28 protein-coding genes are annotated in these 24,209 nt (G+C 61.3%); 9 read left to right on the top strand and 19 right to left on the bottom strand.

Going from position 1 to position 24,209, the window contains the following annotated elements:
* The first annotated feature begins 113 nt into the window (after positions 1 to 113).
* Positions 114 to 632 (top strand): hypothetical protein, encoded by a 519-nt coding sequence (locus FJ941_RS12315; RefSeq protein ID WP_246673780.1) that lies wholly within the window; start codon positions 114 to 116, stop codon positions 630 to 632.
* Positions 633 to 654: 22 nt separating this feature from the next.
* On the opposite strand, the gene FJ941_RS12310 is transcribed toward FJ941_RS12315, so the two are convergent.
* The 10 genes from FJ941_RS12310 to FJ941_RS12265 all read right to left on the bottom strand — a co-directional run bounded on the left by FJ941_RS12310 (position 655) and on the right by FJ941_RS12265 (position 8,779).
* Positions 655 to 1,215 carry a hypothetical protein gene (locus tag FJ941_RS12310; RefSeq protein WP_140505835.1) on the bottom strand — a complete coding sequence of 187 codons (561 nt, stop codon included), beginning with the start codon at positions 1,213 to 1,215 and terminating at the stop codon, positions 655 to 657.
* Positions 1,212 to 1,781 (bottom strand): L,D-transpeptidase, encoded by a 570-nt coding sequence (locus FJ941_RS12305; protein ID WP_140505834.1) that lies wholly within the window; start codon positions 1,779 to 1,781, stop codon positions 1,212 to 1,214. The genes FJ941_RS12310 and FJ941_RS12305 overlap by 4 nt, the downstream gene beginning before the upstream one ends.
* Positions 1,771 to 2,931 carry an AAA family ATPase gene (locus FJ941_RS12300; RefSeq protein ID WP_140505832.1) on the bottom strand — a complete coding sequence of 387 codons (1,161 nt, stop codon included), beginning with the start codon at positions 2,929 to 2,931 and terminating at the stop codon, positions 1,771 to 1,773. The genes FJ941_RS12305 and FJ941_RS12300 overlap by 11 nt, the downstream gene beginning before the upstream one ends.
* Positions 2,928 to 3,563: a TadE/TadG family type IV pilus assembly protein gene (locus FJ941_RS12295; protein WP_140505830.1), complete on the bottom strand. Its 636-nt coding sequence runs from the start codon at positions 3,561 to 3,563 to the stop codon at positions 2,928 to 2,930. Before FJ941_RS12295 ends, FJ941_RS12300 begins: the two co-directional genes overlap by 4 nt.
* Entirely contained in the window at positions 3,557 to 4,051 is a 495-nt protein-coding gene (locus FJ941_RS12290) for a TadE/TadG family type IV pilus assembly protein (protein WP_140505828.1), read from the bottom strand. Before FJ941_RS12290 ends, FJ941_RS12295 begins: the two co-directional genes overlap by 7 nt.
* A 7-nt stretch (positions 4,052 to 4,058) precedes the next feature.
* Complete coding sequence (locus FJ941_RS12285) at positions 4,059 to 5,567, bottom strand: pilus assembly protein TadG-related protein (protein WP_140505826.1); 1,509 nt, start codon at positions 5,565 to 5,567, stop codon at positions 4,059 to 4,061.
* Between the two features lie 71 nt (positions 5,568 to 5,638).
* Complete coding sequence (locus FJ941_RS12280) at positions 5,639 to 5,914, bottom strand: hypothetical protein (protein ID WP_246673778.1); 276 nt, start codon at positions 5,912 to 5,914, stop codon at positions 5,639 to 5,641.
* Positions 5,915 to 5,918: 4 nt separating this feature from the next.
* Positions 5,919 to 7,364 (bottom strand): type II and III secretion system protein family protein, encoded by a 1,446-nt coding sequence (locus FJ941_RS12275; protein WP_140505825.1) that lies wholly within the window; start codon positions 7,362 to 7,364, stop codon positions 5,919 to 5,921.
* Between the two features lie 63 nt (positions 7,365 to 7,427).
* The gene (gene cpaB / locus FJ941_RS12270) at positions 7,428 to 8,468 is read right to left on the bottom strand and encodes a Flp pilus assembly protein CpaB (protein ID WP_140505823.1); all 1,041 of its coding nucleotides are present in this window, start codon (positions 8,466 to 8,468) and stop codon (positions 7,428 to 7,430) included.
* Positions 8,469 to 8,560: 92 nt separating this feature from the next.
* Positions 8,561 to 8,779 (bottom strand): Flp family type IVb pilin, encoded by a 219-nt coding sequence (locus tag FJ941_RS12265; RefSeq protein ID WP_140505822.1) that lies wholly within the window; start codon positions 8,777 to 8,779, stop codon positions 8,561 to 8,563.
* Between the two features lie 540 nt (positions 8,780 to 9,319).
* Here FJ941_RS12265 and FJ941_RS12260 point away from each other — a divergent pair.
* The 6 genes from FJ941_RS12260 (at position 9,320) to FJ941_RS12235 (ending at position 14,171) form a co-directional block, all read left to right on the top strand.
* A complete protein-coding gene (locus tag FJ941_RS12260) occupies positions 9,320 to 10,708 on the top strand; it encodes a CpaF family protein (RefSeq protein ID WP_140505820.1) in 1,389 nt (462 codons plus the stop codon).
* Entirely contained in the window at positions 10,708 to 11,676 is a 969-nt protein-coding gene (locus FJ941_RS12255) for a type II secretion system F family protein (protein ID WP_140505818.1), read from the top strand. The genes FJ941_RS12260 and FJ941_RS12255 overlap by 1 nt, the downstream gene beginning before the upstream one ends.
* 18 nt (positions 11,677 to 11,694) lie before the next feature.
* Complete coding sequence (locus FJ941_RS12250) at positions 11,695 to 12,645, top strand: type II secretion system F family protein (protein WP_140505816.1); 951 nt, start codon at positions 11,695 to 11,697, stop codon at positions 12,643 to 12,645.
* Positions 12,646 to 12,698: 53 nt separating this feature from the next.
* Positions 12,699 to 13,238, top strand: a complete 540-nt coding sequence (locus FJ941_RS12245; RefSeq protein ID WP_140505815.1) for a tetratricopeptide repeat protein — start codon at positions 12,699 to 12,701, stop codon at positions 13,236 to 13,238.
* Between the two features lie 2 nt (positions 13,239 to 13,240).
* Positions 13,241 to 13,780, top strand: coding sequence for a prepilin peptidase (locus FJ941_RS12240; protein WP_140505813.1), 540 nt, complete (start codon positions 13,241 to 13,243; stop codon positions 13,778 to 13,780).
* 193 nt (positions 13,781 to 13,973) lie between these two features.
* Entirely contained in the window at positions 13,974 to 14,171 is a 198-nt protein-coding gene (locus FJ941_RS12235) for a hypothetical protein (RefSeq protein WP_140505812.1), read from the top strand.
* A gap of 308 nt (positions 14,172 to 14,479) precedes the next feature.
* On the opposite strand, the gene FJ941_RS12225 is transcribed toward FJ941_RS12235, so the two are convergent.
* From FJ941_RS12225 to FJ941_RS29415, 8 genes are all read right to left on the bottom strand, one after another.
* A complete protein-coding gene (locus tag FJ941_RS12225) occupies positions 14,480 to 14,773 on the bottom strand; it encodes a hypothetical protein (protein WP_140505808.1) in 294 nt (97 codons plus the stop codon).
* 65 nt (positions 14,774 to 14,838) lie between these two features.
* Positions 14,839 to 15,357 carry a ferritin-like domain-containing protein gene (locus FJ941_RS12220; RefSeq protein ID WP_140505807.1) on the bottom strand — a complete coding sequence of 173 codons (519 nt, stop codon included), beginning with the start codon at positions 15,355 to 15,357 and terminating at the stop codon, positions 14,839 to 14,841.
* 152 nt (positions 15,358 to 15,509) lie between these two features.
* Entirely contained in the window at positions 15,510 to 16,511 is a 1,002-nt protein-coding gene (locus tag FJ941_RS12215; RefSeq protein WP_140505805.1) for an ATP-dependent DNA ligase, read from the bottom strand.
* A 60-nt stretch (positions 16,512 to 16,571) separates the two neighbouring features.
* Entirely contained in the window at positions 16,572 to 17,015 is a 444-nt protein-coding gene (locus tag FJ941_RS12210) for a PPC domain-containing DNA-binding protein (RefSeq protein WP_140505803.1), read from the bottom strand.
* Between the two features lie 26 nt (positions 17,016 to 17,041).
* The gene (locus FJ941_RS12205; RefSeq protein ID WP_140505910.1) at positions 17,042 to 17,359 is read right to left on the bottom strand and encodes a plasmid stabilization protein; all 318 of its coding nucleotides are present in this window, start codon (positions 17,357 to 17,359) and stop codon (positions 17,042 to 17,044) included.
* A gap of 109 nt (positions 17,360 to 17,468) precedes the next feature.
* On the bottom strand, positions 17,469 to 19,181 hold the full coding sequence (locus FJ941_RS12200) for an HAD-IIB family hydrolase (protein WP_140505802.1): 1,713 nt from the start codon (positions 19,179 to 19,181) through the stop codon (positions 17,469 to 17,471).
* A gap of 10 nt (positions 19,182 to 19,191) precedes the next feature.
* The gene (locus FJ941_RS12195) at positions 19,192 to 20,163 is read right to left on the bottom strand and encodes an SDR family oxidoreductase (RefSeq protein ID WP_140505800.1); all 972 of its coding nucleotides are present in this window, start codon (positions 20,161 to 20,163) and stop codon (positions 19,192 to 19,194) included.
* 78 nt (positions 20,164 to 20,241) lie between these two features.
* On the bottom strand, positions 20,242 to 20,889 hold the full coding sequence (locus FJ941_RS29415) for a hypothetical protein (protein WP_246673777.1): 648 nt from the start codon (positions 20,887 to 20,889) through the stop codon (positions 20,242 to 20,244).
* Here FJ941_RS29415 and fghA point away from each other — a divergent pair.
* Entirely contained in the window at positions 20,848 to 21,711 is an 864-nt protein-coding gene (gene fghA, locus FJ941_RS12185; RefSeq protein WP_181169768.1) for an S-formylglutathione hydrolase, read from the top strand. The genes FJ941_RS29415 and fghA overlap by 42 nt on opposite strands.
* Before the next feature lie 16 nt (positions 21,712 to 21,727).
* Here fghA and FJ941_RS12180 read toward each other — a convergent pair whose 3' ends face one another.
* Positions 21,728 to 23,011 carry an FAD-binding oxidoreductase gene (locus FJ941_RS12180; protein WP_140505796.1) on the bottom strand — a complete coding sequence of 428 codons (1,284 nt, stop codon included), beginning with the start codon at positions 23,009 to 23,011 and terminating at the stop codon, positions 21,728 to 21,730.
* 361 nt (positions 23,012 to 23,372) lie between these two features.
* Between FJ941_RS12180 and FJ941_RS12175 the strand changes: the two genes are divergently transcribed.
* A complete protein-coding gene (locus FJ941_RS12175; protein WP_140505794.1) occupies positions 23,373 to 24,146 on the top strand; it encodes a glucose 1-dehydrogenase in 774 nt (257 codons plus the stop codon).
* The last annotated feature ends 63 nt before the right edge of the window (positions 24,147 to 24,209 follow it).

The raw sequence follows: 24,209 nt of genomic DNA, 5'->3' as shown, positions 1-24,209 counted from the left end.
ATCCGACACTGGTCCCGATGGGCAGACGCAAAAACGCCCCGTTAAGCTTCGCGCAATCTATGCGGCCTAGTCTGCCCGCCAGATTGCGAGGCACCATGAAGCGCAAACCACTCTTGCTTTTCGCCTTCCCGGCCTTTGTCCTGCTGATCCTGGCGGCGGAGCGAATGGCCACCATCCTGCTCGGAACCTATCCCGCAAGCCCCGACATGTGGAAGATCTGGCTCGCCTTGCACCCCTCGTCCGGGATGGTCTGGCAGCAGGTCGATGTCTATCTGGGAGGGTCGATGGTCCTGGATTTCGCGTTGCTAGGCGCAGCACTGGGTATCTGCTGGATGGCATGTCAGGCCAGAAGGTCGGCCGCTTTCTTTCTTGCCAACCATGGCACACTGATCCTCGCGGCGTCGATGATTTTGATCGGCGGCCGCCCGCAGACCGCCAGCACCATTGCCGCGTTCACGGCGCCGAGCGGCTTTCAGTTCTCACTAATGATGGACTTCACCTGGCTGAACTGCATGCTGGCGGTCATCGGGGTGACGGCGTGCACCTATTGCCATTTTGCCTATATCCGTGAACTCGGCATGCGTGTTGAATCGCGGCGTGTCCTGATGATGGCACTGCAGCGAGTTTTCTAGCGCAGCGCGCCCGAGGCCAGAGCTAGTTTATCTTGTGATAGGTGACCTTGCCTTCCGGGGATACGCTCCGCTGGTAGTTGGAGCTTGGCGCGGGAGGCGCTGCCGGAGCCGACCTCCTTCGCGTCACGCGCGGCATTTCCTCGACGGCAGACTCGTCGGCGGCGCTGGCAACCGCTGCCGTATCTTCGGCGGGCGAGGGGAGTTCCACGACGCGCGGCATGTCGCCACCGTGATTTCCCGACATGTCCGGTGCCTGCCGGGCGAGGGTGGCGTTGACCTCGCCGAAGCTCGCCCGCAGCCGGTCGTCCAGCGCCTCGAACCGGCTTTGGAATCCATTGTTGACGGTGTCCAGCCGCGCGCTCATTCGCTGCTCGAACTGGCCAAGGTCTTCCAGTCGCGCCTCGATCGCGCGCAGGTCGTTGATGCCACGGTAGAGATAGACGGCCGCGGTGGCATTCAGAAGGGCAAACAGCGTCAGGCCGACACAGACGGCAACGGCTAATCTGAACCGGCTCTTCTCCTTATCGAGCAATAGCGGTTCGGCCGCCGCCACCAGTTCGTCGGGGTCGCTGATCGTCGTCATTGGACCACCACCTTGGTGCCGACAGGCACGCGCCTGAAAAGATCGATGACATCGGTATTGGTCAGCCGAAAACAGCCCGACGTGCCGTCGAAACCCACGCCCGAAGGGTCGTTGGTGCCATGGATTCGATAGAGCGTGTCGCGACCGTCCCGAAGCAGATAGAGCGCCCTTGCGCCGAGCGGGTTGTACGGCCCCGAGGGAACCATGTCAGGCAATTCCGGCCGCCGGGCGCGCATTTCCCGGGGTGGGCGCCACGCCGGCCACTCCGTCTTCGCCCCCACCTGGACCGTACCCGTCCAGCCAAATCCATCGCGTCCGACACTGATCCGGTAGCGCAGGGCCTCGCCCTTGCCGGTCACCAGGTAAAGCGCTTTTTCCTGCTTGCGGATGATGATGGTCCCAACCTTCTCGGCGGTGGAAAACGCCACTGTCTTGCGCAGGCTGGGCCCCATGGCTGGCAGAGGCGGGCGGCTGTCAGCCAATGCGGTCTGTCCGGCCGCGGGCGCCAGCGCCAGGCCGAGGAGGCAGGCGGCTGTCAGCCGCAAGCGATGGCCGCTAGCGCGCATCGTCGAGCCGCTCGCGGAACATCTTCTTCAGATCCTTGTTGAAGCGCGCCCGCCCATCCACTTCCGACGGCAGCATGGCGCGGTTCAGCGCGTCGGCCAGCAGGGCGTTGTCGAGGCCGACCGACTTGATGTGCGGCGCCTTGAAGATCTTCTCCAGCTCGCTACGCGAGAAGTGGTTGCCGAACCATTTGCGCTTGTGCTTGTTGGCCACCAGTGTGATTGAGACGGCATTGCCGCGCAGCTCACGGATCTTCTTGTAGAGCCGTTTGCCTTGCCGCAGCGAGGCGACGTTGAGCTCGAAGACGATGAAGATCTCGTCGCTCGTCGACAGCACGGAATTGTGCCAGGGCGTTTCGATGTTCGGCAGGTCGATGACGATGTCGTCGAAACGGTAGGCGACGAGGTCGAGCAGCCGGAAGACGAAATCGGCGCCATGCGGCTCGAACGGCAATTGCGGCCGCTCGAAGGCATAGAGCGTCAGGCCGGACGGCCGCGACAGCTTGATGACATCCATCAATTCGACATCGAGCCGTTCCGGCTGGCCGATGATGCCGGCAAGGTCGAACTGGTTGAACAGGTTGAGATAGGCGCCGCAATTGGCGCTCTGGAAGTCGAGGTCGACCAGGCAGGTCGAGGCCGCGCGCTCGGTCGATTTCGAGGCCAGGAACTCGGCCGCCGACAGCGCCAGCGTCGTGGCGCCGGCGCCGCCGCTGGCGCTGATGAAGGTGATGATGCGGCTTTTGGCGCCCTGGTTGCCGCTGTCGTGGAAGGTGACGGCGTTGAGCAGCTCCTTGCCGTCGAGCGGCTTGTGCAGCCAGTCCGAGGCATTCATGCGCACCAGAACGCGCGTCTGCTCCGAGGTCAGCTCGTCGGAAACCGCGATCAGCGGCACGGTCGCCCACAGCGCGCGCGCCTCGACGATGCCCGGATTGCCAAGCAATTCACCATTGCCGAGATCGAGGATGACGATGCCCGGGCGCGTATCGGCGGGCGGCCCCTTGAGAAAATCACCCGTCTCGGCAACCCGCACATCATAGATCGCCAGCGCATCGAGCCGCGTCGCCACATCGCGCTTGAAATTCGGATCGGAGGAAAACAGCGCGATCTGCTTTCGCTTGGTCGGCAAAACCTTGGTGTTGATGGCGTTCATGGCCAGGTACTCTTCATGTCTTCGCCCGTGACCGTGCTCAGCATGGAGGGCATGGTGATGTTTCCGAACCCGAGCAATCCGCCCAGAAAAAAGAACTGGAAGGGATGATTGGTGATGCTGACGGTGATCGTTGGCACCGGGCCGCTGGGGCGCGTCCAGTAGCCGAGGCCGGAGGCCTGATATTGGATCCGCACCTCGGACTTCGCCAGCATTGGCAGGAAAGTCTGCATTCCGGCCCGGCTGCTGTTGCCGCTGAAAATGAAATCAAAAGCGGCTTGGCTTACATTGAGGTTCTGACACGTAGCGCCCACGCCACAAGTGCAAGTGACGCTTCCCGCGGTATTGGCAGTGCAGATATAGTTGTAGGTGTTTGCAGCCACCGCGGTGCCGACTTTGGTTACATCGCTCTGCGTTATCGTCTCCACCAGGAGCCCGCTGGCGACAGGTGTAGAAATCTGCGCCAACCTTGCGCCGGCTTGCACCGCTTTGTTCCCTGCATTCCATTGGTAAAAGGCGTAGCCGAAATCGACGAAGCCAAGCAGAAGCGTCAACAGTAGCGGCATCACTATGGCCATTTCGACCATAGTCGCTCCGGACTGGTTGGCCCAAAACTTGATGCGCTCCGTCACCATCCAATGACTCGTTCCTGATGGGACACGCTCAGCGTGAGAGCACCAAAGCCGAGAGACGACCAGAAGCCGACGTCGGAATAAGAATAGGTGGTACTGACGTCCACGACATCGACAGTGCTCTTGCTGCTAAGATAAAGCTGCGTGCCCGTGGCCACATCAACCGCGTCCAGCGAGCGCGCCATGGTGATGTCAACTGCCGCCGGCAGCCATCCGGTCACCCTGGCGCTGCCGTTGGCGACCGCCCCATTGGCAGCAAGGTTTTGAGCCCGCCCCTTGCAGGTCTCCCAGTCACTGCTGCATCGTGCCATGTAGCGACCCGCATCCTCAACGCCGGCTTCGAGAAGCAGGCGCGTGTTCAGGATGTTGGAGAACTCAAACACACCAGCCGATAACAACAACACGAGTGGTATAGTGATCGCGGCTTCCACCAAAGCGGCGCCACTTTCGTCGCCTTGAAACCGCCCGATGATTTTGCCGAATCTGGTCATGTCGACTCTACCGATACAGTTGGGCTTCGTTGCGGAATGCTTTGTCTAGAAGGGTGTTGTTCGCAAACCCTCCATCGACGTCGACGATCTCAAGGCTGATCGGCTTTTCGCCAGCCGAAGGATCTTCGGGGTCTTTGGTGTTATCCTGCTTCTGGATGGGGCTGTTTATAAAGACGCTGGCATAGCCATCAGGCTTGAGCTGGACATGGCCATTGATCTTGGCTTGGTTGGCGATGCAGTCGACGATCGCCATGTTGAGCAACCGCCGATCGGGGTCAGCTGTCGGCGTCGTGCCTTTGAAGCAGGCCGGAACGCCGGTTTCCTTTGTCGGCGCCTTGGACTTGTCCCCGACGAGCCCGTTCGCAATCTCGTACTTATAGACGTCATATCTCGACGCCGGCACAGCGGCGCCGGTCGGGTTTGTGGTGCTCGGGACGGAGGGGTATGCGGCACCGTGGTTGATCAGCCAGTAATTGCTGCGATCCCAGGTCGAATTCGTCATCCCCGTGGCGGAATCGAAGCTATTGCCCGGCGGCAGCGCCATGGCCGTCCCGTCCGTATTGGGTGTGTATTTATTACAGTTAGAGGTTTTATCTACCCCCTTGCGAACATTGCTCGCCGGCCGATATTGCCAATCGGTGTCATGGCTCTTCAGCGAAGTGCTGTAGATGTCGAAGCGTACATTGAGACCAGCGTTGACCTGGCCCAGGGTGACGCCGGTCTTAGTGGTGAGCTTATCGCGTTGATAGCAGGTGCCGGCGGTTCCGATAGCGAGCGCGTCCCGCAGTGACGTGAGATTGTTGTCGATCAGTCCGAAATTGCCTGGGCCGGGGTTCGAGTCAACCTTGAGGATACGGTATTCGCGGCTATAGGTGAGCCCGGCAGCGAACGCCTGCTGGATGGTTTTGCTGGTCAACGGGTCGGTCGTCTCGAACGGATTGCACATGAAGATTGGCACCGTTTCGCAGATCGACTGGACAAATCCGGCCACAGCCTGTGGCCTTAAATCCATGGTGTCGCTGCCGCCTAGAAAGCTTGCCGGAAAAATTGCCGCGAAAGCACCGGCACCATCCGCGTCACCGGACGGGTTTACTGTCACTAGGGAGAATGTCACGGCTTTGGGATCGGTGCTTGACCAGTCATGGCCATTAGTGTCGACACCGGCGGCATTTAACCGGATGCTGTCGTCGGCAGGTATCCCAGTCAAATATTTAACGGTCACATCAGCCAAGGCGAGTGTATGATCGCCTGACGTTGAAAACTTTGTTTTGTTGGTGAGAAGTGTCGTCTTGGCCAGTTCGGCTCGGGTGATCGAATCCGATCTGCCATCCAGTTCCGCGGCCGTCGCAAGCGCAAGCGCATCGACACCTTTCTGCAGATCGTTATGCAGTCCGTTAGCCCGACTCATATCGATGGCCAGCAAGGCGAAGCCGATAAGGACCGGCAGCATGATCGCGACGAGGATCATCGCTACGCCGCGTTGATCGTTCCAGAAGGCACGAATGGTCCCCAACATGACCTTACTCTCTGCTCTCTTGCGCAAGGGCCCCTCGCATGCCCGGCGCCCTCCGCATCCTTCCGTTCAGTTCACGGTGTCGTCACTCCCGACCCGCCGACATTGACCGTGATGGCTGGCGGTGGCGGCGGTGGTGGCGGATATTTGTAATTGTGCGCAACAAGTGCGGCGCGCGTGCCGTCGCCCTCGATATGCGTGTTCCTGGAGGCCGGGTTGAGCGGGTCGACCGTCTGCAGCAGCGAATTGTATTTCTGGGTGTCGCCGGCGGCCAAGGTCACCGAGTCGTAATGGTTCAAATAGTCCGCGGCACAGCCCGAAAGCGATCCGGCGCACAGAATGAGGATCAAGGCGCTATTTCTTGACATAGAGCATCTTGTCCTTCGATTTGAAGTCCAGCATGTGGCCATAGGGGCCGGTGACGCCGTCGCCCGTTTCATACTTGCGGATCATGTCCTTGTTCACTTCGAGCTGACCGAGCACGAAGAACTCCGGATCGTTCGCGGGCCGCGTCTTGTCGAACGGCGTCGCCAGCTGCTCGCCGGGCTTCACCGGCCGCACGATATGCGGCGTGACGACGACGACCAGTTCGGTCTCTTCCTTCTGGCTGCTCGAATTGCGGAACAGTGTGCCGATGACAGGCACCTGGGCCAGCCACGGCACCTGGTTCTGCAGCTTGGTGGTTTTGCTCGACAGCAGCCCGCCGACCGCGAAGCTCTGGCCGTCGCGCAGTTCGACCACGGTTTCCAGCTTGCGGTTGGTGAAGATCGGGTCGCCGGCGGTGGTGAAGCCGGTCAGGTCGCTGACCTCCGGCGCCAGCTGGATGTGGATCTTGTCGTCGGCGAGCACGACCGGCGTGAACAGAAGATTGACGCCGAATTGCTTGTACTCGATCTGGACCTCGCCGTTCTTGTCGACGCTGCGGATCGGAACCTGGCCGCCCGCGTTGAAGCTGGCCGGTTCGCCGGAAAGCGTGGTGAGGTTTGGCTCGGCCAGCGTGCGCACGACGCCCTTGGCCTCCAGCGCCTCGATGATCAGATCGACCTTGATGTTGCTGTCGATGACGCGAGTGATCAAGGCTGCGAAGGGATTGCTGTTCGACAACAGGCCACTGACCAGATCACCCGTACCGAGCACTGCTCCGTCCGCATCGACCGTGGCAATACCTGTTCCAGTCCGGGTTGTGCCTCTGTTGTTCGTGCTCCGGATGGACACGCCGAGATCGCGGCCGGCGTTGCGCTTGGCTTCCAGCACGCGCACTTCGAGATTGACTTGCTGGCTGTCGTCGACAGTGACTGCATTGATGATGGCGTCGGGACCATATTGCTGGGCGACTTCCATGATGGCCGCCAGAGTGGCGCCGTCCTTGACATGACCGCCAAGCCGCACCCTGCCGTTGACCGAGCCGATTTCTATGCGCGACCTTGGCGAAACCTGCCGGATCGCCGCCGCCATATCGCTGACGTCGACGCCGACCTCGATCTGGATAACGCCGAGCGAACGCTTGTCGGGCGAGAACAGGTTGACCGTGGTGGTGCCGGCGCCCTTGCCGATGACGTAGAGCGTGCGGTCAGTCATTGGCTGCGCATCGGCGATCTTCTCGTCGCCAACGACGATGTCACCGAGATTGGCATTCACCTGGAGCGTCACCGATTGCGACATCGGCAGGAAGATACGATGGACGCTCGGGTTCGACACGTCGATGAAGCGGTCGGCGGCATTGGCGCCAAAGCCCGACAGCAACAGCGCCGCCAGACAGGGCAGCGCGGCCGCCGCCATCCTTAACCAAGACCCCTGCATCCCCGTCTCCTAAATGCTGCTTGAGACAGCCACCGTGTTGCGCGGTATTATGCCGCACTATTATCATGGTTGTCGCGGTACGTCATATGTCTCGAGCTTCACGCCACGAAATACGCCCACGGTCACGTTCTTCGGCGGTTCCGGCTGCACGTATTTGACCACTTCCTTGACGACCTCGCGCACTTCAGGCGCAGATGTCACGGCCGGAGCGGGTTTGACCTTGCCCATCTCGTCAAGCCGGCTTCCCACCCGCTCCACCGCCTGAGCCAGCCCGGCCAGCTTGTCGTCGGCCCGCTTGCGCTCAGCTGCCGCCAAGGCTTCCGCTGCAGCCTTCTTGTCGAGTTCTGCCTGTCGAGCGGCGACATCGGCCGGCGTTTCGCCGGTCAGATCGGAAAGTGTTACCCGTTCGGTGGTTTCGCCTTTGCTGGCGGCGGCCTGGCGAAGCGCCAGCGACAATTGCCCGGCACCTGCCGCCAGTGTCAGCTTTTGCGCATCTTTCGTGCTGGCTTCCAGCGTAACGGACTTGACCACGGTTGGGCTGTCCTTGCTCACATCGGCCACCTGGTCGATGGCCAGCACCTTCATGCCCTGTAGCAGCACGTCGACAAAACTTTTGTCCGCGCCATCGTCGGTACGCACCGAGCGCGTCAGCAACACATCGACCCGGTCGCCCGGGAAGACGAATCCCGCGACGCCCAGCACGTCGTTGACCCTGATGGAAACGGCCTTCATGCCTTCGCCGAGCACCGCCGAAAGCGTGGCACGCTGGCCTGGCCCAGTGATCTTGCTGGCGAGTACAGGCTCGTTAGCGCTAATGGTCTGCAGCGCCTGCCTTGTACCTTCGCCGGCCAGCGCATCTTTCGTTGTCTTGAAGGCGCCGGTTGGAACCGCGCCTGCCGGCCACGCGACTTCGCGCAATTTATCTGCGGTGAGCGCGTCGCCGAACTTCAGCGGCATTGCCGCTACGACGACTGTGCTGCCTTGAACGAGGCCCGTTTGCGCCATGGCGCTACGCTGGCCGGCCAGCCAAATATTGACCAGCACAACTGCCAGAACGCCGAACACGCCGGCGAGAACGATCATGATAAGCGTATTGGCGCGCATGCCCCAAGCCCCAAGCCCCAATGCGGGATTCGCCCGCTGCGATCGGATTCAGGCCCGGCTCGAGCGATCCGGGCCTGAGTGTAGTCAGGCGATCAGGTGCCGATGCCAGTCGTCGCGTTACACGAACCAACTGTCGCTGCTTCGAGGGCGGTGCAGAGCCCCGAGAAACGACCGTTCACCCATCCGCCGATGGCGAGGACAGTCATGATCGATGCAACGGCGATAATGCCGATAAGGATGGAATACTCGACCATGGCAGCGCCGTTTTCATCGTCGCGGAACTGCCGGGTCATCGTCATGAGCTTCTTCATGTCAATTTCTCCCTTGGAGGTTTGAACCCGACGAGACAGAGCCAAGGATGAACTCCATACCCAAGCATCCCCCGTCATCTCAATCCTAGGTCCCGAGAAATTGCAGAGTCAAATGGGATTAACGGTTCCTTAACTTTCCAATACATGAACTTTCGATTTGAGCGCGGCTTTGATTTTCAGCAAGAGCTTGATTCGCCTAATTTTTCAAGCGTCCTTAACCATTCGTTCACAATTATGCCTACCCACTAATGGAGTGATAACTACTTTAGCCATATGGCATATTCCTTTATATCTAATGGGTTATAGCCAGATATGGAGTGGCTTCCACGGCGGAGCACGCAAGGGGGCAGGGCCGCTGCAAAGCTTAGTGCAGCACTCATGTTTGAGAGTATGGAGACCGGAAATAAAAACGATATTTTTCTGGTGCGCTCCTTAACTATGTTGAGAGTATTGACCAGGCGCGAGGCACCACGGCGCTTGTGCCCTGTTTGGTTAACGTTTAGTTTCCGCTAATGCAGGGTTAGGGGAGCATAGGCGATTATGCTGGGGCGGTTCATCAAGGGGGCAAGCGAACAGCAGGCAGTGACAAAGGTCGAGCCGCCGGCGGTTTCGCCTGTTGCCCAGCCCCTTTCGACCGCCGCTGATATTGAATCGCATGGCGACAATTTTCTGACGCTCAAGGTCGAGATTCATCGCCATCTTATCGATCGGTTCAACCTGACGGCGCTTGAAAGTGCTTCCAAGGATGAGATCCTGAACGAGATCCGTCCGATCGTGCGCGAGTTCGTTCGAAATCGGAACGTGCCGTTGAACGCGCGCGAACTCGATCAATTGACCAGCGACACCGCCGACGAGATGCTGGGTCTCGGGCCGATCGAACCGCTGCTCAAGGACGATTCTATTACGGATATTTTGATCAACACCCACAAGCGCGTTTTCATAGAGCGGCGTGGCATCGTCGAAGAAACGGCAATCCGGTTTCGGGATGAGGCGCATCTGCTGCGCGTCATCAACAAGATCGTTTCGGCGATCGGCAGGCGTGTCGATGAATCCTCGCCGATGGTCGATGCCCGCCTGGATGACGGCTCACGCGTCAACATCGCGGTGCGACCGATCTCGGTCGATGGTCCTCTGGTATCGATCCGGAAGTTCTCCAGGAACCCGTATTCGCTCGAACGGTTGATGGCGTTCAACTCCATTCGCCAGCCGATGGTCGATCTGCTGCGCATCGCGGTGCAGGCGCGCAAATCGATCCTCGTTTCGGGCGGCACCGGCAGTGGCAAGACTACGCTGCTCAACGCGCTGTCGAGCTACATCCCCTCGAAAGAGCGCCTGATCACCATCGAGGATGCGGCCGAACTGCAGTTGCAGCAGCCTCATGTCGGCAGGCTTGAAACGCGCCCACCCAATGTCGAGGGCAAGGGCGAGGTGCGCCAGCGCGAATTGCTGAAGAACGCGTTGCGCATGCGGCCGGACCGCATCATCGTCGGCGAGGTGCGCGGCGAGGAAGCTTTCGACATGCTGCAGGCGATGAACACTGGCCACGAAGGCTCGATGACCACAATCCATGCCAACACGCCGCGCGACGCGATCTCGCGGCTCGAACAGATGGTCGGCATGGCCGGCATGCCGATGACGCATGATTCAATCCGGGCGCAGATTGCCTCCGCCATTGACATCATCGTCCAGACACAGCGTCTTTCGGACGGCGGCCGGCGTGTCACCTCCATATCGGAGCTGACTGGCATGGAGGGTAATGTCGTCCAGCTTCAGGAAATCTATCATTTCGTCCGCCGTGAGGTCACAGCCGAGGGCAAGGTCATCGGAGACTTTCGCGCAACCGGCGTCCGTCCGCGGTTCGCTCCGGAGGCCGCAACCCTGGGGCACCATTTTGCCAAGGACGCCTTCAACCCGCAGGTCGCCCTCTAATGCCGACCGGTCAAGCTCTGCTGTACTTCATCTACATGCTGGCGGCAGCTTCGGTCATTCTCGCCGGTGAAGCCCTGTATCTTTCATTTGCCGGTCGCCGCTCCCGGTCTCTAGCAGTTAATCGCCGATTGAAGCGGCTCGCTGGCGACGCCCCGGCCGAACAAACGTTACAGGGATTGCTGCGAGAGCGCGGGCTCACGGACTCGGGCGATTTTCTTTTCGGTATGGTCTGGTTGAACAGGCTCTATACCCAGTCCGGTATCACCGGAAATCCGTTGACCTTCGCCGCAACATTTCAACTTGCAGGGCTGGCGATGGCGTTGCTGCTGGTACTCTTCAATTTTTCCGCTTTGGCATCGCTCATTGTCTTTCTGGTCATAGGGCTTGTCCTGCCGCTTCTCGTCCTCCGGCGTGCCCGCAACAAGCGAATCCGGAAATTCGCCAAACAGCTGCCGGATGCGCTGGACATGATTGTTCGCTCGCTGCGCGCCGGACACCCGGCTTCGGTCGCGATCGGTCTGGTCGCGCGCGAAATGCCGGATCCGCTCGGCACCGAGTTCGGCATCGTCTCCGATGAAATCACCTTTGGCCTCAGCATCGAGCAGGCCGTGCGAAAGCTTTCGCAGCGTGTCGGCTTCGAGGGCCTTCAGCTGCTGTCGGTATCGCTGTCGATCCAGTCCAAGACGGGCGGCAATTTGACCGAAATTCTGGCCAATCTTTCCTCGGTTCTGCGTGAACGGCAGAAACTGCGAATGAAAATCAGGGCGCTTTCGGCCGAAGGCCGTGTCTCCGCGTGGATCATCTCCTTGTTTCCTATTGTGATGTTCTTCACACTTCAAATCCTTGCCCCAGGCTATTACGGCGGCGTCTGGGGCAACCCGCTCGTCTTCCAGATATTTCTGCTTTTCGGGTTGTGGGCACTGCTTGGCGACTTCATCATGTACCGGATGGTTACTTTCGATTTCTGACTGGGGCGACGAAAGAAATTGTTTTCGAACATTCAGGACCTGGGCTTCTTGGTGTCTATTGCCGTCTTTGTGGCGGCCGTGTCCTTCTTCCTGTTCGGTGCGCTTGTCTTCCTGCCGGCTCTGCAGACACGAAAGCTCGTCGCGCAGAGCCTGATGGGCGAAGGAATTACAGACCGCCGATCGATGCTCGGACAAGACCAGCTTGCCAAGCTTGCGGCGCAACGGCCGGTCGATGCCTACTTCAAGTCGGTCGAGAGAGAGCGCGATGAGCCAAATGCCCTGGAGGCAAAGCTGTTTCGCGCCGGCTTTTATCAATCAAGCGCACCACTGATTTATACGCTGTCCCGCCTTGTCGCGGTCTGCGTCGGTTTTCTGGCAATGTATGCACTCCTGTCGCGGGTTCTGCCGCCGCACCTGCCAGGTTTCATCACCCTTGCTGGTTCTGCCCTGTTCGGGTTGGCCTGCATCGTGATTCCCGCCATTCTGCTCGACCGTTTCGAGAACGGCCAGAAACAGATCTATCGTCGAGCCTTCCCCGACTTCATGGACATGATGATCACCTGCGCCGACGCGGGCATGAGCCTGGAGGGGGCAGTCGAACGCGTCAGCCATGAAATGGCCGCCACCCACAAATGGCTGGGAATACAGCTGTCGATCATGAATTTGCAGTTGCGTGCTGGCAAGCCGTTGCGGGAAGCGCTACGCGAACTTTCAGATCGCATCGGACTTGACGAGGCGCGGGCACTGGCCGTCCTGTTCCGTCAATCGGAAGAACTCGGCACCAGCCTCACCGATGCCTTGCGTGTTTATAGCGCCGAGATGCGTGGGCAACGAATCCTGAGTGCCGAGGAACGGGCCAATTCTCTTCCCGTTAAAATGATGATCCCGTTGGGGTTGTGCATCTTCCCTGTCGTGATGATGGTCATTATGTTGCCGGTGATCATCCGCATGAGGGGCATTTTCTTCTAGTTACATGTATGCTTTGGTCCTAATGTGAGTCGGGGATCCTCGAGGGGAACTATATGAAAAGGGTTATCGCTGTCGCAGCTTGTCTGTTGACGGTTGTCCTTGCCGGCTGCCAGACGGACGCCACCAACGGTGTCGTCCGTACCAACGAGCCGTCGAAGGGGGATGTGACCTCATTCGGCGATGCTTTCGACGGGCTGAAGACGGTCGGCGACGTCGAATACTACGCCTCGGACCAGGCTGTTGCCGAAGCCAAGAACCAGTTCCGCGCCGAGAATTACGGCAATGCCGGCGCCTTGTTCTTCAAGGCGACGCAGCTGGCGCCCAACGACGGTGGTGCCTGGATGGGACTTGCCGCTTCCTGCGACCGCATCCACCGCTTCGACCTTGCCGACCGCGCCTATGGCCGCGCGTTCAAGCTGATGGGGCCATCGCCCGAATATTACAACAATGTCGGCTATTCCCATCTGCTGCGCGGCAAGCTGCAGGACGCGCGCAGCAATTTCCTCAAGGCCTATGAACTGGCGCCCAACGATCCTACCGTGGCCAACAATCTGAAGCTGCTCTCGTCCAGCGTGCAGAACATCGAGCGCTGAACGTGCTGCTGATCGAAGCCATACTGCTGAAGGTACTGGCTGCGGCCCTGCTCGCACGGACTGGCTGGCTCGACTTTACCACTCAGAAAATATCCAACCGCGACGTGCTGTTGCTGCTCTGCCTCGGGCTCGGATCGCTGCTGCTTCTGTCGCTCAAGGCCGGGTCCTGGTGGGATATGGGTTTGAGCGCGCTTGCAGGGCTGTTGCTGTTTCTGGCGCTCTTCCCATTCTGGTTGCTGCGCAAGATCGGCGCCGGCGATGTCAAGCTGCTGGCGGTCGTGCCGCTTCTGATCGGCGGTAGTGGCCTGACGGTATTTTCGCTGCTGCTGATGGTTTTCGCGCTCGCCACGGCCCTGGTCGTGAAGAACCCGCTCCTGCTGCCTCAAAGTGCCTTCCGCGTCTACGTCCAGCATCTCGATCAGCGGGGCGTGGTGCCTTTCGGCGTGCCGATCTCCGCGGCCGCGATCTGTACGATAGCGCTCCAAGTCTACTGGAGTTTTGTCTTGGCCAACAGCTCTGGAATCCTGGGCCAGCTCAACTAGCACCTCGTCGCTGTGTAGATACTGTTCAGCGCAACGGTCTGACAATCGTGCTGCTCGTCGTTGCCCTGAACGCAGCAAGCGGGCTCGGGAATCACCGCGGTTCACGAAATATTATGTGACGGAACGTCCGGGCCGCCAGTTTCTTTGGCCCTCGAGGCGGCCGTTCGCCTCGGTAACTCAAAGGAGAAGAAGAATGCCCAATAAAGGCGGTAGCCATGAGCAACATGTGAAAGCAGGCCAGCAGAGCCACAAGAACATGGATGACAAGAACCGTCAGCAGCAGGCGGCCGGTGGCAACCAGCGCCAGCAAGGCGACAGCTCCGGCAATATGCGCGGCGGGACCCATGAACAGCATGTGAGAGCTGGCGAGCAAAGCCACAAGAATCGCTAGCCAACCCCTGTGGCATCGAGCCCGTCCCGAGCGCTCGGGACGGGCTCTGCATGGTGATAGGTGCTGCGGTCAACCCGCCCGGTCCGGCGAAAGAGAGGCCGCCGAAAGAGAGACAGATTTGATGCCCGATCCGAGAGAACCCGACCCCAACCGCGACGTGCCCATGCCCGCTCCCAACTGGAAGCCCAAGCCGATCGGAGAACCGGAGCCGGACGGATTGCCCGATGAGGCGCCGTTACCCAATCCTGATGAGAATGAAGAGCCCCCGTTGCATGCGGTCGGCTGACCCGATTGCGGACGTCGTTCGGTCACTCGTCGTCGGCGTGGCCGCCTTCCCTTGAAGGATCGCGTGAGATGGCCGCCTCCTCGACGTCGTCGGGCAATGCCTCGTCGCTTTCCTGGTAGGCATTGTCGTCATCTTCCTCGGGCAAGTCGCCCTCAGCCTCGTCTTCCACCTCGGCGTCGTCGGGAAGGATTTTCGCGCCTGCGAGCGCGTCCCAGTCCTGCTGCTCGATCACGGGACCTTCGGTTTCTGCCGCGTCTTCGGCCTGCACTGCGTCTTCGGGCTGCACTGCGGGTTGCTTTGTTTTGCGGGGGTCCATCGTCGTTCTCCGAAATCCGGGGAGTTGCCCCGGATCGCCTTGCGCCCGGGGCAATAGCTCGCTTGCTAGGCGGCCTGTTCCAGGGCACGTTCGTTGACGCCGCCCTCGCCAAGGCTGGAAAGTGCCTTGTCGGTCGCCGTCTCTTCCTCAAGGGTCTCGTTGAGGAGTTTGACCACGTCGCTCTTGCCGAGCTGTTCGGCCCAGGCGATGAGCGTGCCGTAGCGCGCGATCTCGTAGTGTTCGACGGCCTGCGCCGCCCCGACCAGCCCAGCATCCAGCGCGGGGTCGCCCTTATATTCCTGGAGGACTTCCGAACCCTCTTCGATGATGCCGTCGATGGCCGGACAGGTCTTGCCTCGGGCCGGCTTGTCGAGAAGCTCGAAAATCTGTTCGAGGCGGTCGACCTGGTTCTCGGTCTCCTGCAGATGTTTCTCGAACGCCGCCGAAACATCTTCGGATTCGGCGCCCTTCGCCATTTTCGGCAGCGCCTTCAGGATTTTCTTCTCGGCATAATAAATGTCCTTCAGCCCGTCGAGGAACAGGGCTTCAAGGCCCTTCGGTGCCGCTTTCTTCGCAGTCGCCATGATTGTCATCTCCAATTATCAATTATCGTGAAGCCCACCAGCGGTGTAGCTGGGACACAACTTGCCATCGGGACGGTTGTTCCAGCCCTTTCGCGAAGAGGCGACCTGGAGGGCGCCTCCGGCCAGCGAGCGCGCCCGTGGCGCGAACTGCGTCACTCGATCTGCCGCATGGTGCACTGGCGCGGCGCCTTGTCCGGACGCCAGCGCAACAGTTTGGTGCCATGCCGGAACCTGTCGCCGGTGACATGATCGAAGCGGACCTCGACCACCAGCTCCGGCCGCAGGGGCTCCCATTCGCCGCTGCGCTGCGTGCTCCAGCGGCTCGGTCCGCCCGGCGCCTTGCCGGTGAAGCCGGGTCCGCCACGCAGCTTTTCCAGCTCTCGGGTGACACGGGCCCGGTCATCCCTGCCGATGGTCGAGGTAAAGCCGACATGGTCGAGTTTGCCGCTCTCATCATAAAGGCCGAGCAGCAGCGAGCCGACCTCCCTGCTTCCGGTCAGATAGCGAAATCCGCCAACCACGCAGTCGGCCGTGCGCAACCGTTTGACCTTGACCATCGCGCGTTCGCCCGGCCGGTAGGGGTCGGCCAGCAATTTGGCGACGACGCCGTCGGTGGGACCATGGCCGGCCCCTTCCAGCCAGCGCCTGGCGGCCGCCGGATCGGTCGCGCTGGGCGAGAGCCGCAAGCCGGGTTTGGCGCAATCGCGAACGAAGTCCTCGACCGCCCGGCGGCGTCGCGACAACGGCGCGCCAAGCAGGATCGTCCCGCCCGGCGCGGCCGGCATGTCGAACAGGATCAGCCGGGCAGGCGTTTGCGCGCTCAGCTTGCGGATGCGGCTTTCGGCCGGGTGAAGCCGCATCTGCAGCGCGTCGAAGGAAAGCTGGCCTTCGAGCTCGATGACGATTTCGCCATCGACGACGAAGTTACGGGCCTCCACCTGCTGCAGCATGGCGACGAGTTCCGGGAAGTAACGGCCAAGAGGTTTGCCGGATTTGGCGCGCAAGTCGACATCCGTGTCGCCCTTGAAGGCGAGGCAGCGAAACCCGTCCCATTTGGGCTCGTATTGCCAAAGGCCTTCTCCCTCCGGCAGGGCGTCGGCCGCTTTGGCCTCCATCGGAGGCGTGTCCAGGGGAAGGGCAAACCTGTCCGTCATTGCCTGTATCATCGCTCTCCGGGGCGTCGCGCCCCTCGGCGAAGCGCCCGCAAAGACACCTCAGCCGCCGAGATCGATCAAAGCCACACCGAACTCGGCGCGCTTGCGGCGACGCAGGTGACCCGGCGCTTCCACCACGGTGACTTCCAATGTCGGCCGAACGGTGCCTTCGAGCAGATGGCCGCCCCTGGTCGTGCCGTCGCTCAAGCCAAGCACCGCGTGGACATGGAGACTTGGCTTGCCATCATCGCCCGTCGCGACATCACCGATCGCGCTCAGGACCTCGCATTGCTCGTCGACCGGGATTTTTCGATAGCACTTCGCCTCCAGGTCGAACCAGCCGACAGTGGCCCGTTGGAACGCGCCGATCGCCGTCAGGGAAGCGCTGCCGATCGTCTGCTCGACCGCGAAGCTGGTCAGTGCCGCGAACGCTTCCTCACCCGGGTCGAGCACCACGACAAATGTCCGTTGGCCGTTGGCCTCGTTGACCAGTCGCGATTTCATGCCGGTGTTCCGATCTTCGAGGCCGTTCAGTGGGCGTGGTGTTCGGCGTTCCTCTTGCGGGTCGCCGCCGCCTTCCTTGCCGATTCGGACCGGCTGGCGGCCGATCGGGAAGCGGACGCCTTTCCGCCGCTCTTGCCGCCCTTGTGCGCCGCCGGATGACCCGTGTGCTTGCCGCGCCCGGAGCCGCCTTCCTTCTTGCCGCCACCATCGTCCTTGTTGACCGTCGCCCATGCGCGTCGCTCGGCTTCCTTGTCGGAGACGCCACGCTTCTCATAGCCTTCGGCAATATGGTCGGCCTTTCGTTCCTGCTTGTCGGTGTATTTGGATTTCTCGCCTCGTGGCATGATCGTTTCTCCTTCTCGATAGAGGTTGAACGTCAAGTCGGCGCCCAAGTTCCAATCGCGGTCGGCGAACCGGCCGTTCCCGACATCGTTCATGACCGCCTCCGGGCTGCTATTCCTCAGGCGCCGTCGCCGGTGCGGTGTAGCGCCGCCGAACGGCATCGAGAACCCGTTTGCGGCTCTCCTCCGCCGAAAGCTTCCTGTCCTTTTCCGCCTCGGTGGTTTCGCGGGCGAGATCCTTGTCCCTGATCTGCTGGCGGAACCATTTCGAATAGTCGCCCGCGCGCAGATGGAACTCCCAGGTCTTGTCGTCTATGCCTTCGGCCATCTGGGCAAAGATCATCAGATTATGGGCCCTGAGGTTCATCGCGTCGTCGGGACCGCGGAAATAGAAGCTGCCGGTCTCATCGAGGTGGCCCTCGGCATATTTGCGGCTGTGGCGCTTGAGAGACTGACGAGGTTCGATGACCTTGACCGTCGTGAGTTTTTTGCGCGCTTGCGGCCGCCAGAACAGAACCCGGTCGCCCTTGGGCGTGGGAATGTCTTTCGGCGGCTCGATGCCCGTCTCGTGGCAGAAGGTCTTCACCACGTCCTTCGCCTTGGGGCCAAGGGCGATGACGGCCGTAACCAGGCGCAGGGCGTCGGTCGAAATCGCCTCGGGATGGACGGTGATCAGGATCGTGCCCGGCAGTTCCAGCGAGAGCACGGAGCGCGTATCGTCGCGCCGCTTCGGAAGAAGATGGTGCGCTTCGTCGATGACCAGCCAATGCGGTCTTGCGGTGCGGCGGCGAAAACTGCCGAGGCCAGGCAGCAGGTCGGCAAAGAAGTCAGGCCGTTCATCGACACGAAGCGCCAGGCCATTGACGACGATATTGCTGTCGGCCTTGGCCATCAGATCCAGCACCTGCGCCTTTGTTGGCGCGCTCGACCCATCCCCGAGCCGAACGGCGCCCTCGAGGCCGTCATAGTCACCCTCAGGGTCGAAGACGCAAAACTGAAATCGGCTCTCGACAAAGCGTTCCGTCAGCGCGGTGGCCAGGGTGGATTTGCCGATGCCCGAACTGCCGGCGATGAGCACGCTTTCGGTCGGCGACAGATAGATGTCGTCGCCACCGGACGATCCCAGAACAATGCCGTCATGACGTTTCGGCACGATCCCGTGGTCGCGTTCGATCAGCTTGGCGATCAGTTCCTCGACGCCTTTGCCGCGTGCGCCGCGCGTGACCAGGTTTGCGGTGCCTTTGACCGCGGGAATGGCATTGTCGACCGCAACGCTGCAGCCGCAGGCCTGCAGGAAGGCATGATCGTTCTCGGCGTCGCCGATACCCACCACATTGTGCGGCGACAGGTGAAGGTCCTCGAGTGCGGCCGCCAGCCCGGTGGCTTTGTTGACGCCGCTCGGCAGGATCATCACCGCGCCCTTGTTGAAGATGATCTCGAGCTCGAGCCCCATCTTCTTGATGACCTCGAGCACAGTCGCCTGATGTGGCTCCCAGGTAGCGACGATCGACCGTCCCGACGAAAGTGGCTTTACCCCCTGTTTTTTCAGCATGGCGATGAATTTGGGCTCCGGCGATGGCGAGATCGCCCGCTCCTCCTCACTCGCCGGGGTGTAGATCAGGGCGCCGTTCTCGGCGACGACCTTGTCGAACATGCCGATGTCGGGAAACACGCGCTTGAGGTCCGGCAGCTCGCGTCCGGTGACCAGAAGCAGTTTGCGGCCACTTTTCTTGAACCGCTCCAGTGCGGCGAGGGTTTTCTTGGAGACAACTCCGTCATGTGCGAGCGTTCCGTCATAGTCGGTCGCCAAGGCAATGAAATACATTGCGATGACCTCAGTAGCCGCCGACGATCGGCAGGATCTCGCCGGTGATGTAACTCGAGCAGTGCGGGGAGGCGAGGAACACATAGGCCGGAGCCACTTCCTCCGGCTGTGCTGGCCGTTTCATCGGCGTGTCCGCGCCGAATTTCGAGACGTCGTCGGCTTCCTTGTCGGACGGATTGAGCGGCGTCCACACCGGGCCAGGCGCGACCGCGTTCACCCTGATGCCCTTGGCGATGAGGTTGCCCGAAAGCGCGCGCGTGAAGGCGTGGATGCCGCCCTTGGTCATCGAATAGTCGACCAGTTGCTTGGAGCCGTCTATGCCGGTAACCGAGCCGGTGTTGACGATCGCCGAGCCCGGCTTCATGTGCGGCACCGCTTCCTGTGCCATATGGAAGTAGCCGTAGAGATTGGTCTTGAGCGTAGTGTCGAAATGTTCTTCGGTCAGGTCGCCGAAGTCGCTGGAGTGGATCTGGAAGGCGGCATTGTTGACCAGCACGTCGATGCGGCCGAATGTTTCGACCGCTGCCGCCACGGCATCGTGGCAATCCTGCCGTTCGCTGACGTCGGCCTTTATGAGGATGCAGCGTCGACCTTCTTTTTCGACGGCGGATTTTGTCTCTTCGGCGTCCCTGTCCTCGGCCAGGTAGACGATCGCGATATCGGCGCCTTCGCGGGCGAACAATACCGCCACCGCGCGACCGATGCCGGAATCGCCGCCTGTGATGAGTGCCACCTTCTCCTCGAGTTTCCTTGATCCGAGATAATAGGGTGCATCGTAGAACGGGGCAGGTTCGATCGCCGCTTCATATCCGGGTTTCGCCTGATGTTGCTTGGGGAAGGGCGGCTCGGGATAGGTGCGCGCGCCTGCCTGCATGGCGTGCTCAGCCTTTCCGTTGCGCTTCGATTTGTCCTTGGCGCCGATGCCGCGCTGGATATGGCGTTGCTTGGCGGCTTCACCGGCGGTCTGGGATTTCGTCTCCATGGTTGTCTCCTCGGCTGAAGAAAGTTCAACGCGCGGCGGACCGAAAGGTTTGCGCGATGCCAAAGCTTGTCGTCCGCGTCAGTCCTTGACATAGGCTCCGGGTTGGCGGCCCGATCTTGGAGACTTCGCGTCCTTCGAGTGTTCAGAGATCGTCGGGCCCGCGCCGGATGTCTTTTCGGTTGCCGGGCTGGGTGTCGCCTTGCCGGGCTGGCCCCCGGACTGATGTGTTTCTTCCTTTGTCTGATCCGCTGGTCGCGTGAGCCCCATTCCGCCTGCCGGCGGCTTGTTGCCCGCTGCATCGGGCGAGAAATCATCGCTCGGATCCGAGCCGGTCCTCGCCGGATATTTCCGTGCGCCGGTTTCGTATTCGGTCCTCTCGCGTGCCATGGCCGCCTCCGTGTTTGCCTGAACGGAAAACAGCCGCGGGCCGATCAGGTTCCGAACAAACGGTGATGGTCGTCCCTTTTTCCAGCGGTCGCATCGGCCCTCGCGTGCGACGGCCGCAACCCGCACGCTCGCCAAGCCATGCTCCTTTTTCAAGGATGGCGTGCCGATTTCGATGGCGATGGCCGACGCCCGATCGGACCTGGCCCGATATCCAAAGCCCAATCCGTCGAGGTTGCCGTAGTCCCGGCCGATGCCGTAGACAAGCGGCGGTGAATCACATTGGCGGAGAAGAAACACATGTCGGATCGGATGAAAATCATCTCCGCTGCCAAGTCGCATGGCGGCGTCCAGGGCGTCTATTCTCACGCTTCGGATGTCTGCGCCTGCGACATGACCTTTGCCGTCTTCGTGCCGCCACAGGCCCGTGAAAGACCTTGCCCCGTCATATGGTACCTATCCGGTCTCACCTGCACCCACGCCAATGTCATGGACAAGGGGGAGTACAGGCGCATGGCGGCCGAGCTTGGCCTGATCGTAATCTGTCCCGATACCAGCCCCCGCGGCGCCGGCATTCCCGACGAGAAGGACAATTGGCAGTTCGGCAGCGGCGCCGGATTCTACGTAGATGCCACGCAGGAACCCTATGCCAGTAATTATCGCATGTATTCCTATGTCACCGAGGAATTACCAGCGCTGATCGCGCGGGAGTTTCCGGCCGACATGACGCGTCAGGCGATCTTCGGCCACTCGATGGGTGGACATGGCGCATTGACCATCGCGCTGAAGAATCCTGAATGCTTCAAGAGCTGCTCGGCCTTCGCGCCGATCGTGCAACCCAGCACCGCCGGCTGGTCGAAGCCGGCCTTCGAAAAATATCTCGGTGCGGACGAGAAATCATGGCGGGGCTACGATGCCACCTTGCTCATCGAGGATGGCCACCGCTTCCCGGAGCTTTTCGTCGACCAAGGGACATCGGACGGATTTCTCGATGATGGGCTGAGGCCCTGGCTTTTGGAAGCGGCATGCGCCAAGGCCGGCATTGCGCTGACGCTGCGCATGCAGGACGGCTACGATCACTCGTATTTCTTCATCTCGACATTCATGGACGATCATCTGAGATGGCACGCCCGAAGATTGTCCGGCGCTGAGGCCGGAGCATAGCGGCGGGCTCTTCTCATCAAAGCCCGAACCGGTCCTTCATCCGGCCAGAAAGGATCGCCGCCTTGACGCCAAGCGGCCAAAAGCGATGGAACCGGATTGGCTTGAGCGGCGATATCGGCATCGGAAACGGCGATGTCTCGTCGCCCCGCAGGCGCCGCGCCAGGGCAGCGCCCATCGCCGAGGCCATGGCAACACCGCGGCCATTGTAGCCAAGACAGATCAAGATCCCGTCTTCCGGCTCGTGAACGTGCAGGAGATGGTCTTTGGTGATCGCGACCCGGCCGTTCCAGCCATGTGTCCACCCGGCTCCAGCAAGCGACGGCCAGAGCCGTAGCGCATGGTGGGTGAGGTAGCGGATGGCGGAAGCATCGCCGATCGGGCTCATCGGGCCCCGGCCGCCCATGAGAAGCCGGTTCTGGGCGTCGATGCGATAGTACACGGTGATGTTGCCGGCTTCGTAGATGACGGGCCTTTCGGGGAGAATTGCCGCCGCGGCTGCCGGCGCAAGCGGCTCGGTCGCCGCGATGGCGCTGAACACCGGGACGAGCGACTGCTCCAGGCCCGGCCACAGGTTTCCGGTATAGCCGTTGGTCGCGATCAGGACGTTCTCGGCGCTGACGGAACCGCCTGCCGTCTCGAGGACCCAGCGTCCGGCCTGCCTGCTCAGCGAGAGCACCTCGCTGCCGCCGAAGATCCGCGCGCCGGCCTTCTGCGCGGCGGCTGCCAGGCCAAGCGCGTATTTCAAGGGATGGAGGTCGCCGCCGCGGGCATCGAACATGCCGGATATATACCTATCCGTGCCGATACGCGCCGCCATCGCCCTTGCGTCGAGCATTTCAACCGGCATTCCCCGCCGCTCGCATTGCGTTGCCGCGGCCCGCACGGAGGCTGCCGGCTTCGGCCGGATCGCCGCGCGTATGGTGCCGTTCTGCCGGGCCTCGCAATCGATCGACAGGCGCCTGATGAGACCGAAGGTGAAATCCGGCGCGCCGTAGGAGAACTCGATCATCCGCGGCCCAAGCTCCGGGCCGAACATCGCCTCGATGGTGTCCGGACCGTATTTGAGGCCGGGATTGACCTGGCCGCCATTTCTGCCCGACGCTCCCCATCCCGGCTGATGGGTCTCGATCACGCAGACGTCTTCGCCGGCTTCCGCCAGATGCAAGGCGGTGGAAAGGCCCGTGAAGCCACCGCCAACGATGGCGACACTTGCCTGCTGCGGACCGGCAAGGGCGGGGTAATTGCCGGCGCCGCCAGCCGTTTCGCGATAGAGGCTCCTGGGCGGGCTGCTTTCCAGCATATGACAGGCTCTCACGATAGGGCGGCGGGCTTGACGGGCAACCGGCTTTCAACTGCCCGATATCCGGCACGCACGGCAGACCCAGACTTTTTTGTCGGATACGCCAGGCAATTCTGCAGGGCTTTCGGAAATCACAGCTTTGGACATGTTGGTCTCCCCCATCGCCGGCCTATTATCGTCTTGGACAAACCTCGAACAATCGCCGCCCGTGGCATCTCGTATGAACGAGCTAACTTTGTGATCGCGCGTGCGGCGGATAACGTCACCCTCAATCTCACTCGAGGCTGTTTGTACATGCTTGTATATGCAAGTCGATCTGATAGTCTCTCTGCCACGCAACCGGAGCGGCCAAGGAGGATCAATGCGCAACGCTTCTCTTTTCGACCTTTCGGGCAGGAAGGCGCTTGTCACCGGCGCCAGCCGCGGCATTGGCCGCAGCATCGCCGAGGCGCTGAGCGCCGCCGGCGCCGACGTCGCGGTCACAGCGCGTAACCGGGACTCGCTCGGTGAGACGGTGGCGGCCATCCGCGCCGCCGGCGGGGTCACGCATGCCATTGCCCTTGACGTGACCGATGTCGGCCGGTGCCGTGCGGCCATCGCCGAGGCAGCCCGCCTGCTTGGCGGCCTCGACATTCTCGTCAACAATGCCGGGGTGGAAGAGGTCCGGCCCTCGCTCGACGTCGACGAGCCCCTCTGGGACCGGATCATCGATACCAATCTCAAAGGGGCGTTTTTCTGCGCCCAGGCGGCAGCGCGGCAGATGCGGGACGCCGGGCGGCCCGGCGCTATCATCAACCTCTGCTCGCTGACTTCAGAAGTCGGCATTCCAACGGCGGTGCCATACGGTTCGTCGAAATCGGGCCTGCTCGGCATGACACGGGCGCTGGCAGTGGAATGGGCGGAACTTGGCATCAGGGTCAACGCCATCGCCCCGGGCTATTTCAGGACGGCGATGACGGAAGTGTTCTACGGCAACGAGGTGTGGCAGCAATCCATGCTCGCCAAGATTCCGCAGCATCGTTTCGGCGATCTGCGCGATCTGCACGGCATCGCCGTGTTCCTTGCCTCGGATGCCGCAGCCTACATAACCGGCCAGTCCATTCCGGTGGATGGCGGTTTCCTCGCATCGATCTGAGGCGGCTCGCCTAGGTTTGAAAACAGAGTCTTCCGCAATGTGACCGGCCGGCACATTGCGTTC

It is taken from the genome of Mesorhizobium sp. B2-3-13 (genome assembly GCF_006442195.1).
In the GTDB taxonomy this organism is placed as follows: Bacteria; Pseudomonadota; Alphaproteobacteria; order Rhizobiales; family Rhizobiaceae; genus Mesorhizobium; species Mesorhizobium salmacidum.
This window is presented reverse-complemented; position numbering and strand designations above follow the sequence as displayed.